9 protein-coding genes are annotated in these 14,949 nt (G+C 32.1%); 2 read left to right on the top strand and 7 right to left on the bottom strand.

Annotated elements, in window-relative coordinates; translation table 11 throughout:
- Window positions 1–227: 227 nt before the first annotated feature.
- The 3 genes from ASC44_RS04445 to uvrA all read right to left on the bottom strand — a co-directional run bounded on the left by ASC44_RS04445 (window position 228) and on the right by uvrA (window position 4,212).
- Window positions 228–917, bottom strand: coding sequence for an LOG family protein (locus ASC44_RS04445; protein ID WP_055446413.1), 690 nt, complete (start codon window positions 915–917; stop codon window positions 228–230).
- Between the two features lie 192 nt (window positions 918–1,109).
- Entirely contained in the window at window positions 1,110–1,277 is a 168-nt protein-coding gene (locus tag ASC44_RS17860; RefSeq protein ID WP_055446412.1) for a lmo0937 family membrane protein, read from the bottom strand.
- 103 nt (window positions 1,278–1,380) lie between these two features.
- Complete coding sequence (uvrA, locus tag ASC44_RS04435) at window positions 1,381–4,212, bottom strand: excinuclease ABC subunit UvrA (protein ID WP_055446411.1); 2,832 nt, start codon at window positions 4,210–4,212, stop codon at window positions 1,381–1,383.
- Between the two features lie 354 nt (window positions 4,213–4,566).
- On the opposite strand from uvrA, the gene ASC44_RS04430 reads away from it, so the two are divergent.
- Both ASC44_RS04430 and ASC44_RS04425 read left to right on the top strand, forming a co-directional pair.
- Window positions 4,567–5,091, top strand: coding sequence for a hypothetical protein (locus ASC44_RS04430; RefSeq protein WP_055446410.1), 525 nt, complete (start codon window positions 4,567–4,569; stop codon window positions 5,089–5,091).
- A 69-nt stretch (window positions 5,092–5,160) separates the two neighbouring features.
- Window positions 5,161–6,195 (top strand): hypothetical protein, encoded by a 1,035-nt coding sequence (locus ASC44_RS04425; RefSeq protein WP_055446409.1) that lies wholly within the window; start codon window positions 5,161–5,163, stop codon window positions 6,193–6,195.
- Window positions 6,196–6,198: 3 nt separating this feature from the next.
- On the opposite strand, the gene ASC44_RS04420 is transcribed toward ASC44_RS04425, so the two are convergent.
- The 4 genes from ASC44_RS04420 to ggt all read right to left on the bottom strand — a co-directional run bounded on the left by ASC44_RS04420 (window position 6,199) and on the right by ggt (window position 14,892).
- Window positions 6,199–6,588, bottom strand: coding sequence for a hypothetical protein (locus ASC44_RS04420; RefSeq protein WP_055446408.1), 390 nt, complete (start codon window positions 6,586–6,588; stop codon window positions 6,199–6,201).
- A gap of 4 nt (window positions 6,589–6,592) precedes the next feature.
- Window positions 6,593–7,330, bottom strand: coding sequence for a hypothetical protein (locus ASC44_RS04415; protein ID WP_055446407.1), 738 nt, complete (start codon window positions 7,328–7,330; stop codon window positions 6,593–6,595).
- Window positions 7,331–7,447: 117 nt separating this feature from the next.
- On the bottom strand, window positions 7,448–12,556 hold the full coding sequence (locus ASC44_RS04410) for a T9SS type B sorting domain-containing protein (RefSeq protein WP_055446406.1): 5,109 nt from the start codon (window positions 12,554–12,556) through the stop codon (window positions 7,448–7,450).
- A gap of 644 nt (window positions 12,557–13,200) precedes the next feature.
- Window positions 13,201–14,892, bottom strand: a complete 1,692-nt coding sequence (gene ggt / locus ASC44_RS04405) for a gamma-glutamyltransferase (protein WP_055446405.1) — start codon at window positions 14,890–14,892, stop codon at window positions 13,201–13,203.
- Between the last annotated feature and the right edge of the window lie 57 nt (window positions 14,893–14,949).

Here is a 14,949-nt window from a genome sequence, read left to right as displayed (position 1 = left end):
CCACTTGTACTATTAAGTTACCAAACATTAATAAGTTTGGTTTATAATTGATTAAAATAACCTCTAATTCGTTTAATCTTTAAGCTGCGTTATGGCAAAGGAAAATTAAGCAAGTTGTATAACATTGCTCTAAAGTTTTCCTGTGCATAAGTGCTATTACAACTTAGAGTAATGAAAAAAATGAATTAGAGGTATTTTAAATTTATATAAAAAAGACTACATCTTTTTTAGAAATTAGGACTTAAACCTGATTCTTTATAAAATGCATCTAAAATAGTTACCACCTCATCTTCTGTATCGACTAAATGAATTAAATCTAAATCACCTGCACTTACATTCGAAAACTTACCTAACATAGTTTCTTTTATCCAACCCATTAATCCAGTCCAGAAATCTGTACCAACTAAAATGATAGGGAATTTTTCAATTTTGTTAGTTTGGATTAAAGTGATGGCTTCAAATAACTCGTCTAAAGTTCCAAAACCTCCAGGCATTACTACAAAACCTTGAGAGTATTTTACAAACATTACTTTACGAACGAAAAAATAATCGAAATCTAAGCTTTTATCGCTATCGATATAAGGATTGTCGTGCTGTTCGAAAGGTAATTCTATATTTAATCCAACCGAAGTTCCTCCGGCTAAATGTGCTCCTTTATTACCTGCTTCCATAATACCTGGTCCACCTCCAGTAATTACGCCATAACCTGCTTCGCATATTTTTCTTGCAACGCTTTCTGCTAATTTGTAATACTTGTGATCTGGTTTTGTTCTTGCAGATCCAAAAATAGAAACACATGGTCCTATCTGGCTCATTTTTTCAAATCCATTGACAAATTCTCCCATAATTTTGAAGATTGCCCATGAATCATTTGTTTTATTTTCGTTCCAACCTTTGTGGTGTTTCTCTTCTCTCATATTAGTTTATTATGTGTTTACGCGTTAGCGATATTTTAAAAGTTAATTGATTTTTGAAAAAAACCAAACAAACAAATTTAAGAGAAATTATAGTACTACACCGTATTGAATGCATTTAATTCTGTTAAATTATTACAAAAAAAAAGTGAACCGTTTAAGGCTCACTTTGAGATATTTAATTTAATTTTTTGTTTATAAAGGTTTCCTACCTGAAATAATATTGTATAAAATTACTATTACAGCAATTACTAATAGAATATGTATTAAACTATTTCCGTCCATTCCTGGCATAACTCCTAAAAATCCCAAGAGCCAAATAATAATACATACAACGGCTACAAGCCAAAGAATACTTCTCATAATAAATTTAGTTTTATGGTTAATAAAATAAAGTTAATAAATATTATTGAGTATTTATGTTAACAATTTTATAAAGCACTATTAAAATAGATTACGGCAAAAATTAATTCAATTCTTTCTTTAAAAATCTTGCGGTATGGCTCTTTTTGTGTTTTGCAACCTCTTCTGGTGTACCTTTAACTATTATTTGTCCACCACCTTGGCCACCTTCGTAACCAACATCTATAATATAATCTACCGTTTTAATAACGTCTAGATTATGTTCAATAATTAAAACAGTATTGCCTTTGTCTGCAAGTTTGTTTAATACAATCATTAGCACACGAATGTCTTCAAAATGCAAGCCTGTTGTTGGCTCATCTAGTATGTAAAAAGTATTTCCAGTATCACGTTTACTTAATTCTGTGGCTAACTTTATACGTTGTGCTTCTCCTCCAGATAAAGTAGTACTCTGTTGTCCAAGCGTAATATAGCCCAAACCAACATCTTTAATGGTTTTTAGTTTTTTATGAATTTTGGGTATGTTTTCAAAGAAATCAACAGCTTCGTTAATAGTCATGTTTAACACATCGCTAATGCTTTTTCCTTTATATCTAATCTCTAAAGTTTCGCGATTAAAACGTTTGCCTTGGCAGGTTTCACATTCTACATAAACGTCTGGCAGAAAGTTCATTTCTATAACACGTAAACCTCCACCTTTACAGGTTTCGCAACGTCCACCAGTAACATTAAAACTAAAACGACCTGGTTTGTAACCACGAATCATAGCTTCTGGTATTTTAGCAAAAAGACTTCTAATCTCACCAAAAGTTCCTGTATATGTTGCAGGATTACTTCTTGGTGTTCTACCAATTGGTGATTGGTTAATATCGATAACTTTATCGCAATGCTCTAAGCCTTTTATGCTTTTGTAAGGCATTGGTTTTTTAACACCATTAAAATAGTAGGCGTTAAGAATAGGATAGAGGGTTTCGTTAATTAATGTCGATTTTCCACTTCCTGAAACACCTGTTACACCGATCATTTTACCTAAAGGTAATTTTACAGAAACATTTTTAAGGTTGTTTCCTGTACAACCTTTTAATTCTATAAACTTGCCATTGCCTTCTCTACGTTTTTCTGGAATTTCTATTTTCTTTTTACCGTTAAGGTATTCCGCAGTTAACGTTTTTTCTTTTAATAATTGTTTTGGTGTGCCTTGGCTAATAATTTCGCCACCATGTTTTCCTGCTCTTGGTCCAATGTCTATAACATGGTCTGCACGTTCTATCATGTCTTTATCGTGCTCGACAACAATAACAGAATTTCCAATGTCGCGAAGTGCAACCAAAGAATTAATTAGTTTCTCGTTATCACGTTGGTGTAAACCAATACTTGGTTCGTCTAAAATGTAAAGAACACCAACCAATTGAGACCCTATTTGTGTTGCCAAACGAATACGCTGTGCTTCACCACCGGACAAAGATTTTGAGCTCCTGTTTAAAGATAAATACGTTAAGCCAACATCTAGTAAAAACTGAAGTCTCGCTCTAATCTCTTTTATAATTTCTTCGGCAATTTTTATTTGTTTTTCTGATAGGTCTTTTTCTAAACCATCAAACCATTCGGCTAAATCAACTATATCTTTATTGGCTAATTCGGCTATGTTTTTTCCAGCGACTTTAAAGTAAAGCGATTCTTTTCTTAAGCGCGAACCTTCACAAACAGGACACTTTACTTTGTCCATATAGTCCTTTGCCCAGCGCTTTAATGAAGTAGATTCTGCATTTTGGTATTGACTGTCAATAAAATTAGCAACGCCTTCAAAATCTATTTTATAATCTCTTTTTACGCCTAATGTTTTACTATCGACAGAGAATTTTTCGTTTCCACCGTATAATATAATTTGTTTTGCTTCCTTTGGGATGTCCTTGTAAGCATCAGTCATTTTAAAATTGAAGCGTTCAGCAATTAATTCTAACTGCTTAAAAATCCAACTTTTCTTTTCTGGACCATGAGGTGCTAAAGCGCCATTTTTAATAGATAAGCTATCGTCTGGTATTATTTTATTCTCGTTAACTTGGTATAAATCACCAATACCATTACAGTTTTGGCAAGCACCTTTTGGTGAGTTAAACGAAAAATTATTTGGTTCTGGATTTGGATATGAAACTCCCGAGCTAGGGCACATTAAATTTCTACTAAAATAACGTGCTTCTTGCGTGTCATGATCGATTACCATTAAAACATCTTCACCATGATACATGGCAGTGTTTATGCTTTCGTCAAGACGTTTATCGTCTGCTATGGTATCGTCAATTTTTAGCCTATCGATTACAATTTCAATATCATGATTTTTGTAACGATCCAGCTTCATACCTTTTACAATATCCTTTATTTCGCCATCGGTTCTTACTTTAACAAAACCTTGTTTGCCAATTTGCTCAAACAATTCGCGATAATGTCCTTTTCTAGAACGTACAACAGGAGATAGAATATTTATTTTTTTGCCTTTATAGCTTTCAATAATTAGCGACTTTATTTGCTCGTCGCTATAACTTACCATTTTTTCGCCAGTATTGTAACTGTATGCATCACTAGCACGAGCGTAAAACAGACGTAAAAAATCGTAGATTTCTGTAATAGTACCAACGGTAGAACGTGGCGATTTACTTGTTGTTTTTTGTTCTATTGCGATTACAGGAGATAAACCATCAATTTTATCTACATCTGGTCGTTCTAAACCACCTAAAAATTGTCTGGCATAAGCCGAAAATGTTTCTATATAACGACGTTGTCCTTCGGCATAAATAGTATCGAAAGCAAGAGACGATTTTCCACTACCAGATAAACCAGTAATAACTACTAGTTTTTCTCGCGGAATAGTAACATCTATATTTTTTAAATTATGTACTCTGGCACCTTGTACCACAATGTTTTCTTCAAAATTTGTCATAGTAATTAAAAAACGCTGCTGTTTTTAAGCAGATTGGCGAAGTTACGGTTTTTCGCTTTCTTTTTGAAATGGAATAAGTTAGGATTTTATTAAAATTGAAGACTAATTTTGATATTTAATTTTTAACTTCGATTTTAATTTTGTCAGTTCGAGTGATTCTGATTTTTTTATCAGAATTGTATCGAGAACAGTTAATATGAGCTTCTCGATACAATTTTTCATACTTCAAAATCACTCGAAGTGACATTGTTTTATCAGTTCGAGTGATTAAGATATTTTATCTGGATTGTATCGAGAACAGTTTTAAAATTAAGTTTAACATTAATAAAATTCCTGCCTTCTCAGGAAATAATTATGCAAATATTAGGAATAGGCTCAAGAATTAGCCACGAAACACACGGAAAAGGAGTAGTAACAAACGTTGATAGTGAACACTATTGGGTTACGTTTATAGAAAACGGATTGGAAACTATACCACTAGACGAGGCGTTTGAAGTTATTGAAGCTGCCGAAAATGAAGTTGATGCTGTTAGTCTTTTCGATATCGAAAGTAGCCTAGTTAGTATTCTTAAAAAGTATAGCGATGTCTCGGAAGTAATACATATTGGCGACAAATGGAAAGGTGGGAAACTTATTTTAGAGCCAAACGACACCAATTTAAAAAGCAAGGAAATTAAGATTGACGATTTCTTTCATAAAATTACAATGGTTCGCGATAGACTACGTGTTATGGAACAAAAAGTAAATTCTAGTAATCTTGAAGAACAAGAAAAAATAGATTTACAACAATATATTACACGTATTTATGGAAGTTTAACGACTTTTAATGTGTTGTTTAAAGTGAAGGAGCAGCAGTTTGTAGGGCAGAAGGCTAAATAAGCAGCGTTTAAGTTAGTAGTAGGCATTAAATGGTCTTATTTTGGTGTTCTCAGTTTATAATAATTTAATATGAAATACTTGTTACTTGTTTTTTCTATTATAGTTAGCTCTTTTGGGTTTTCTCAAGAAAAGAATGAGGATTATAGTGTGTATCACAAAAATATTAATAAAGCCGAAGTTTTATTCTTTAATCAGAAACAAGTAGATAAAGCTTTGTTGGGTTATCAAAAAGTGTTTTCTGATTTCGATTTTATTTTTCTGAAAGACTTGATAAATGCAAGTCAAATTGCGAAATTTAGTAATAAACCCTATATAGGCTATCTGAAAAAAGGGTTTCAATTTGGATTTAAACCGGAAATGTTAAAAAACTATCCACTATTTAAGGATGTTTCAGATTCGTTACTACTAGATAAAAATTTTAAAGAAAGTTATAAAAAAGGAAGAGTTAAATATCTTTCAACTATAGATTTTGAGTATTTATCATGGATATATGATGTGGTTATTTTGGATCAGATAAATAAATCAAAACCAAAATATGATGTGTTTTTAGCAGAGCGATTGTCTAAATTTAGATCTAGAATAAAAGAAAAAGGTTTTCCAAGCGATCGTCTTATAGGTATTGATGATTCTTTAATTTTTAAAGAAATTGGTTTTCCTGAGAAAGATTTATCAGTAAAAGCAAGGAGCTATAAAAAGGAGCTTTATTATAAACTCCAAACAGATGATGGAAATTTGGCATCATCAAAAGTACTGTTGCCGTTTATACATCATAGATGTAGTTTTGCAAAATTAGAATCAGTATTTATTAAAGAAATTAACAAAGGAAATATTCATCCAAGAGATGTTGGATTGCTATATGATAATGCTTATCGATTTAATAAAGATAATTCATATCCTCAATATTGTAAATCAGTAAGACAGAAAGGGTATTTTAGGTTAAATATGTTTTTAGGTTATCCTAAAGAATTTAAATCAAACATAATAAGTACAAACGCATTAAGAAAAAAGTTTAATATCGTATCCTTAGAAACTGATGTCATTAAGAAAGAATACGAAGAGGAACACGGATTTATACTTTTTTCAGGTTTTTGGAATTGTAGGTAAATACTAAGTTTTTCTATTCGAGTTATGCTTTAAAAAGAATGCTTTTTTTATTAAAACAAAGTAAATTACTATAGGAATAAGAACGCAAATTATTACAGAAGACATAACATAATTACTTCCAATAAAGTCAAAACTTCTCAAGAAATCAGCAGAGATATCGAATAGCCAATTTGAAAATAATGTAAAGTCTTTGATAAAAAGCAGTGTTATAGCTATAGTAATAATACTTATAATTTTAATGTAATTGAATTTGTAGATTTTATCAATTAAAAACGCCCAAGACAGTGGTATTAAAAGAAACCAAACGATAATATTAATCTCTTTATAACTAAAACTTGTAACTCGGGAAAGGAACATTAAAATTTCATAAGTTATTTCGAAGAGTTTTTTCATTTAATCACTCCCTGTTTGTCTTAATCCCATCAATCTCCAATCCTAAAACCATCATTTTATGAAACGATGGTAACATAGCTCCTGTTTCGGTCGTTGTCCAATCGCTCCAAGAAGCTTCTAGTCCATTAATTGGTAAAATATCTACCCACATTTGAAAGCTTTTAGGTCTCCCATTTTCATCCAAATGCCATAAATAGGAATCTCCAGGAGTAGAGCCACCAGAACTGTAAGTAACTAATAGGGCTTGTTCTTTGTTTTCTAGAGTTACAATGCTTCTGGTTGTGCCTTCATCGAAAACTTTATAAGGCGCAACAACCCAAAAGGTGTCATTATTAAAATAACTTATCGCTTTTTCTATTAATGCGTTACTTTCTTGAGTTTCAATTTTTATATTATTTTGAAACGCTTCGCTTTTAGAACTATCATTTAAATCTAAATTAACTTTGTAGTTTTTCCAATAGACTTCGCAGGTGTTTTCAGTTTTATTCCATTTATAATGATGACGCTTTTTAAAGGTAAACTCTATATAATCTGTAGCCTTGTAAGCATCGTAGTTTAGTGCATTAAGCATTTTATTTGCTAAGACATCTGCTTGTGCAGTTTGTTCTCCAACAGGTAAGTCTTCATTGTATTTAAAATAAAGAAAACCAAAGAGTAGGAGTGTAGGTAGTGTTATGAATGTAACCGTTCCTGCTACAAATTTTAGAATTCTTTTTGGTGTAAGTTTTTTCTTTTTTCTCATTAGATTTATTTGAAACGATTACACAAATTTAAGTTATTTATATTTCAGAAAATAGCTTAAAAAAACGCATGAATTTTGCTCTTGCGTTTTTTTAAACTATAGGATATCTTGTTTTAATTATCTTTTAAGTGTAAAGTGAGCTCTTAACGTTTTGCTTTCATTTGTTTTTGGTTCTCTGTATTCTAATGTAAACCAATAATCATTAGTTGGCATTAAATTGCCGTTATAAGTACCATCCCATCCTCTATCTGTAGGTTTTAGTTGTTTTAACAATTTCCCATAGCGATCGAAAATATAAATTATAGCATCGGGTTGACTATCTACACTATAAATATTCCAAGTATCATGAGTTCCATCTCCGTTTGGAGTGAAATATAAAGGATAATCCATAACAAATATTTCGATGCTATTTGTACCACATCCGTCGATATTATTAACTGTTACCACATTATAACCAGGTTTAATATTTGTAAAAGTATAGCTAGAAGTGCCATCACTATTAATTGTGCCTAATTGTGGGTATTCATCATTTAAACTAAACGTGTGATTTGTTGTTATTGTACTCATTTGAGAAGGAGTTGCAGTTACTGTTACATCATGCTGGTTTGCAAAAGCAGGTGTTAATTCGTAGCTTAATTGAGGAGGAGCGCTTGCTTCAACTATAAATGTATAGTTATTAGCGCACATAAAAGGCCCAACAATATCAGTTACCATAAGATTATATTCACCACTTTGAGTAGGTGTAAGTGATGTTCCTATTTCATTTGGTATAATTATACCGTTATAAGACCAAGAAAAGCTATATTCTGCTTGGTTTAATGGTATATTTATTACCGTAGAATCATCAATAGCAATTCCGTTAGCGTCAACACAAATTAAGTATGATTCCTCTAATTCAATATAAGGTAAACTTTCTACCGTTAAACCAAGTTCTGCAATGGCATAACATGTACTCCCAGGAGAATTATTATCTACTCGTGCATATATGGTTTGCGGATTAATTGTATTTTCATAAAGGTTAGCTAAAGCATTTAAACTTTGTTCTGCATCTTCTAAAGTTGTGTAATAACTAACAGAATAGATAGAGTTATCTAAGCCATTTAGCACATTGTTATCTTGAATGCTTAAATCGAAAATAGTGGTATTATTTGCTATATTGTTATCTGTTTCAGGAGTATCGTCGCAAACACTATAAGTTTCTAAATTTTGATTCGCTAAAATAGTATCATTTAAGACTGTTATTGTTTGTGTTTGATCTGTAGCCGAATTACCGTTAGTGTCTTCTAAGCTCCATACTCTTGTAATTATTTTAGAACCAGGACATTCGCCGTCAATAATATTCTCTGTAAAAGTGGCTTCAATTCCTGTTGAGCAATTATCCAGTTCATCTAATACATCTCCAGTGATACCAATACCAATATTGTAATTAGAATTGATGTCTGAAAAAACTTGAATATCTTCTGGAGCAGTAAATGTTGGGCTTTCGTTGTCTTCTACTGTAACAATTTGTTCGCAAGTATTGGTGTTTCCAACTCCATCTGTAGCAGTCCAAGTTACTGTAGTATTTCCTATAGGAAAAATAGCAGGAGCATTATTTGTTAAACTAGCAACAAAACAGTTGTCTAAAGCTACTGTGTTTCCTAAATCTACATTGCTAGCACTACATAAACCAGTGTCTGTATCTATTGTTATGTTATTTGAACAAGTAATTGTTGGACTTTCGTTATCTTCTATGTTTATAATTTGGATAGTATTAGTCGCGTTTTCACAAGGATCTTTAACGGTGTAAGTTCTTGTTATTACAATTGGGTTGGTACCGGTAATTGTGTCTTCACTTGTTACAATTAAATCGAGATCACTGCTACACGAATCTGTAATAGTTAATCCCAAGAGTTCTAATTCTGAGACTGTAGTTACTGCCACATTTGCATCACTAACAGAGCATTCTTCTATTGTTGTTTCTGCTATTGTGCCAATTATACTAGGAGCTATAGTATCGTTTACTAAGTAGTTTTCTACAGAAATTATTTCATAGAATAAAGTTTCTCCAGTATTAAAAATACTATCATTATTATCGTCTAAGTATTCTCTTACAGTATATGTTCGTGTTACGGCTTGATTACAATTACCAGTATCCAAACTATTTGATGCTATAATTTCTATTATTCCACAATTATTATTCATAATTAAGCCATCAGCATTTCCTAATGCTTCAAATTCTGTTTGACTTAAAATAGTGCTCGATGGTATGTCATCATAACATTGAACTAGTGTTGGGTTTGGAGAAAAATTTGGTGCAACCGATTCAGAAATAGATTTTACAGTTACGCTAAAGAATGCTGTATCAAAGTTATCACTATTTGATGTTTCTGTAATTTTATATTCTAATGTGTAAGTTTGTCCAGGTAAACCTGTATTATTCACATCAATGTTTCCCATTGTATCAAGGGTAATTACATTATCAGGATCTGCAGTTTCTGTAGTTACTAAAAAATCTGGTTGCACTAGTGGCAGCTGACCGTAAGTGTCGTTATCTAATACGTTTACAATATCATCGTAAATTGTTAATGGACAAATGTCTAAAATAGAGTTATTAACTGCTGTTAAATCACTTTCCAATATGTTTAAGGTTACTATAGTACTATCTATACCGTTGCAACCCGTATCCACAATATAATCGAAAGTGTAGGTTCCGGCTTCTATTCCAGTAGCATCCCACAAGTTATAATTTAATGTACCTGAAGGTGTTGTAGTTGTTTCAGACCAGATTCCAAAATTATCATAAGGGCCATTAATGTAGTTAAATAAATTTTCTAGAGTAGTATTTATAAAAGCGATATCAATCGTTTGGCCATTACCAGCAATTGGAGGTGCACTAGTAACTGTATAACTTAAGGTTTGATTAGCACAAGAATTTGGATTAGCACTATAACTTAAAATCGCGTTATATGTACCAGTATCTGTTGCGGCATATGGTGTAAAATTTAAGGTGTTTCCAGTAGCAGAAAAACTTGGATCACCATCTTTAGTCCAAGTAACATCAATAAATGATAGCGTATTAACCGTTAGTGAACCATTTTCGCCAACACATAAGTCGTAGGGCTGTATAACAGATAATTGAGATTCATTGGTATTAATAATAAAATTACTTAAGGCACCACAGTCATCAGTTATTTGTACATTATAAATTCCAGGCGTTAAGTTCGAAAAGACTGGGTCGTTACCATTATTAATAGTAGGGCTAAGTGCAATACCGTCTCTGGTTATTAATTCATAATTTAAATTAACACCTAAAGCATCAATTAATAAATCGTTAGTACCATCTCCACAATCTATTACAGAAAAATCAACAAGCGTAATATTATTATCTCCTATTGTAAACTCTTTAATTGTATTATAGCAACGTTCTTGTATTCCACTTTTTATATAAGAACAATAAATTCGAAATAATCCAGATCCTGTAACGTTATTAATAAATCCATTATCAGAAATAAATTGACCGTAATTATTTTGATAGTTAGCCAATATTAAAGAAGGTATTCCATTTTGGTAAAGATCAGTATTATCAACGTAGTTTGTTAATTCGGCAGTGGCACTATTAATATTTGCCCACACGCCATCTGTAGTGTTAAATTTTTGAAGTACAAATATTGGATTATTTACATTAAATGTAACGTTTAAATTAAGGTTGAAACTACCACAGAATGATGTAATGGTGGTATCTATATCTTGAAAGATGGCTCCATTTATAGTTTTTGTTCCTGTTAAAGAATAACCGCATGTAGTGTCTACAAAAAAGGAGTAATCACCAGCAGGTAAATCATAAAGGAATACATAATCTCCATTAGAAGAACTATTGACAATAGATGATGCTAAGTCTATTATTACTGGACCAGTATAACTAGCTGGAGCAGAGGTGATAGTCAAGCTGTTAAAGCCAGCAGCAGAATAAATACTGTTATAACCTTGCTTTGTTATATTTATTTCTAAATCTCCCGTAGCGCTGCAACCTTCTCTAGTTTTAATGTTCAATCCTCTGAATGAATTATCAATAATCATATTTACACTTTTGCTTATTTCCCGTCCACAACTGTCTGTAAACAAAAAAGTGTAATTGCCTTCGGGAAGGCCTAAGTTGTAATTTCCTAAAGTTATAGAGCCGTTGACTGGCTCAGAAACATTGGATCCAACTGGGAAAATAGGGGTGTATAAGTTAGGGTCATTATTTATGTCAAACGTTAGTGGTGCTGTTACAATTTCCACTGTTATAGGAAGAGCAATGTTCTGAAAATTTGAAAAGAGTAGTTTTTCTTTTCCACAATCTTGAGTGGTTATACGATAAGAATACACTGTTGGTGGTCCAGAAAAATCTACGGTGCTTAAATAAACAACACTTCCACAAATATCTGTGACTTCTGTGGTTACTGCGTATGCTGTATCTTGAGTTGGAAGATTATAGTTTGAACCATTTTGATCTGTAGAAGTCCATGTGTCAGTCATAACAGTGTCGTTTCCGTCAGCATCATCATCATAAGTTAATGTAACGGTAAAAGGAAAGAAGTTTTCGTTAAGAGCAGATGTATAACCTCCGGTACTTATTATTTCTTGAATTATAATTAATAGGCTTGTTTGTGAGCAATCATCGTCATCAATATTACTTCCGTAATTAATAGGGTCTCTGTAAACAGGAGCTAGGTCTGTTAAATTAATTCCTTGAACTACGATATCTCCACAATTATCTTCAATTTCTATGGTATAGTTTCCAAAAGGTAAATCTGTAAAAATACTATCAGCACCAGTATCTATTTGAGTCTGAGTAATCGTTTGAATCAATACACCAGCTTGTTTAACTCTATATTCTACAGCGGTACCAGAGTTTAATAAGACATTTATGGTCCCTAAACAAGCACTTTCTTGGATGGCATCAAATGTAATAGGTATAACATCATTAGCTACTGTAATTTCTTGTTCTATAATAGTCTCAATAGTTCCAATAGTTTCGGTTGCTTTTATAATATATGTGCCACTATTTAAAGTTGTGATATTAGTTGTGAAATTAGGAGACGTAATTGGTCCTTCTAAAACAGTTTCACTATTTATTGGTGTGCTTAAATCTGAAGTGTCAAACACTAAAAACTCAAATGTAGCACCAATTTCAGAACTATTAATATCTATTTGTATGTTTCCATTTCCTGCGCACTCTTCTCCAGTGGCATTAAGATTCATGGTGTAATTAGATTTTTTTTGGTACTTATTACACTATTTAAGTTAGATGATTCTATTTTCTTAAAACCACTACTAGTGCTTACTATTATAAAAAAAAGAAATGCTATCGTAGAGTATTTTTTTATCATTTTTGGTTATTCTTTTTTTTTTTTTTGGTTGGAATTAGATGCTTTTTTTTAGAAAAACATCGTTTAAAAAATATTGGTTATTTTCAACAAATATACATGTTCTTTTATTTTTTTTAATGATAAAATTTAAAAATGAAGTAAAAAGACTACAATTATAATTGCATGTGTTGTTTTTTTTAATGATTTAATGGTCTTAATATGATGTGTTTATCTAAATATTGAAACAGATGAGATATGAAATTAATACCATTTGTGTCGTTTTTTAGAATTTATAGTGAAAAACGAAAATTTGCATGTTAAATGGGAATAAACTTTTTAGGAATGCTTTTATTATAATTAAATTGTTTGTGTAAGGAGTAATGTTATCATTAATATCTTAAATGTAAAATGATGTTTTTTTTTATTTAAAATGGAAATATATGATACGATTTTACTTGAGAAAAAAAGCAAGATAGATTTTTTGTTAGTATTTTATACTTTGTATTATTACTCTCCCAAGAATGATAATTGAATTTGTTAAAACCCAGCAGCAGCATCATCGCCACGAGAATCTGCACCACCTTCAAGTTTACCATCTGGTAGTACCAAAATACCATCTACTATACCAATAACAGGTGAGCGTTCTTCGTTTATAGTATACCCTTTTTGCTCTAAAGTATTTATAGTTTCTGTTTTAAAACGATTAGGTTCCATTCTAATTTCGTCTGGTAACCATTGGTGATGAAAACGAGGTGCATTAACAGCTTCTTGCATGCCCATTTTAAACTCATGCACATTTAAAATAGTTTGTAATACTGATGTAATAATTGTCGATCCACCTGGCGTTCCAACACTCATTAATAACTTACCATCTTTTTCAACAATAGTAGGTGTCATAGAACTAAGCATGCGTTTTTCGGGTAAAATAGCATTTGCTTTAGCTCCAATTAACCCGTAAACGTTAGGGACTCCAGGTTTGCTAGAGAAATCGTCCATTTCATTATTTAAAAAGAACCCTAATTCTTGACAATACAGTTTAGAACCAAAACCCGAGTTTAGAGTCGTTGTTACTGCAATGGCATTTCCAAATTGATCGATAATAGAGTAGTGCGTAGTCTCATCGCTTTCTACAATATCTACAGTGCCATGAGAAATTTCGGTTGAAGGCGTTGCTTTTTCAAACGAAAAACTAGCCATTCTATTTTCTAAATAGGTATCACTTATAAGCTTGTCTTGAGGTACGTTTACAAAATCAGGATCACCTAAATAATAACTTCTATCGGCATAAGCACGACGTTCGGCTTCAGCTAAAACCTGAATTGTTTTTACAGCGTTATGGCCAAATTTATCTAAATCATACTCTTCAACAGATTTTAGTACTTGTGCCATGGCAACACCACCGCTAGAAGGCGGAGACATTGAAATAATGCGTAAATTATCATAATTAAAGGTAATAGGCGTTCTCCATTTCGCTTCGTAGTTTGCTAAATCTTCTTCGGTAATTATGCCTCCATTATTTTGAACAAATTGTGCTAGTGTTTTTGCAGATTCTCCTTTGTAGAATTCATCTCGACCATTTTTCATTAAACGCGTTAATGTTTTTGCAAGATTTACATATTTAATAGAGTCGTTTTCTTTCCAAGCCTTAGTAAATAAGATAGAATCTTTATTAGCTAACTTAAAATCCTGCTGTTTTTCGGCTAATCTAATTTCTTGCTTTTTAGTAACAAAAACGCCTCTTTTTGCTAAGGCAATTACAGGTTTTATTATGGTTTCTATAGGTAAAGTTCCAAATTTTCTGTGCGCTTCAAAAACGCCTGCAACAGTTCCGGGAACACCAACCGCCATTGCTCCGCGTGTACTTAAATTTGGAATAACATTTCCAATAGAATCTAAATACATGTCTTTGGTTGCTGCTAAAGGCGCTTTTTCTCTATAATCTAAAGCGCCAATGTCGCCATTATTTAGTCTGTAAACCATAAAGCCACCACCACCAAGATTTCCTGCATAAGGATAAGCAACTGCTAAAGCCAAATCTGTTGCCATCATGGCATCGAAAGCGTTTCCGCCTTGTTCTAGAATTTGTTTTCCTATGTTAGACGCTTCAATTCTTGCTGAAACAACCATTGCTTTTGTAGTTACTAAACCACGAACAGGTGCTTTTTTTTCTTTGCATGAGAAGCAAATGATAATCACTGTAAAAGCTACAAGTATGTATTTTAATTTCATATTAAATAGTATTAATTATGAGATTGCCACGTCGTTCCTACGTCACTTCTCGCAATG

The organism is Lacinutrix mariniflava, assembly GCF_001418015.1.
Classification (GTDB): Bacteria; Bacteroidota; Bacteroidia; order Flavobacteriales; family Flavobacteriaceae; genus Lacinutrix; species Lacinutrix mariniflava.
The sequence above is the reverse complement of the archived record's forward strand: the minus strand, read 5'-3'. Positions and strand labels throughout refer to the sequence as shown.

Bases quoted from the DNA above. Each gene is read 5' to 3' on its own strand.
- ASC44_RS04445 (WP_055446413.1), bottom strand. From the start codon at position 917: ATGAGAGAAGAGAAACACCACAAAGGTTGGAACGAAAATAAAACAAAT.
- ASC44_RS17860 (WP_055446412.1), bottom strand. From the start codon at position 1,277: ATGAGAAGTATTCTTTGGCTTGTAGCCGTTGTATGTATTATTATTTGG.
- uvrA (WP_055446411.1), bottom strand. From the start codon at position 4,212: ATGACAAATTTTGAAGAAAACATTGTGGTACAAGGTGCCAGAGTACAT.
- ASC44_RS04430 (WP_055446410.1), top strand. From the start codon at position 4,567: ATGCAAATATTAGGAATAGGCTCAAGAATTAGCCACGAAACACACGGA.
- ASC44_RS04425 (WP_055446409.1), top strand. From the start codon at position 5,161: ATGAAATACTTGTTACTTGTTTTTTCTATTATAGTTAGCTCTTTTGGG.
- ASC44_RS04420 (WP_055446408.1), bottom strand. From the start codon at position 6,588: ATGAAAAAACTCTTCGAAATAACTTATGAAATTTTAATGTTCCTTTCC.
- ASC44_RS04415 (WP_055446407.1), bottom strand. From the start codon at position 7,330: ATGAGAAAAAAGAAAAAACTTACACCAAAAAGAATTCTAAAATTTGTA.
- ASC44_RS04410 (WP_055446406.1), bottom strand. From the start codon at position 12,556: ATGAATCTTAATGCCACTGGAGAAGAGTGCGCAGGAAATGGAAACATA.
- ggt (WP_055446405.1), bottom strand. From the start codon at position 14,892: ATGAAATTAAAATACATACTTGTAGCTTTTACAGTGATTATCATTTGC.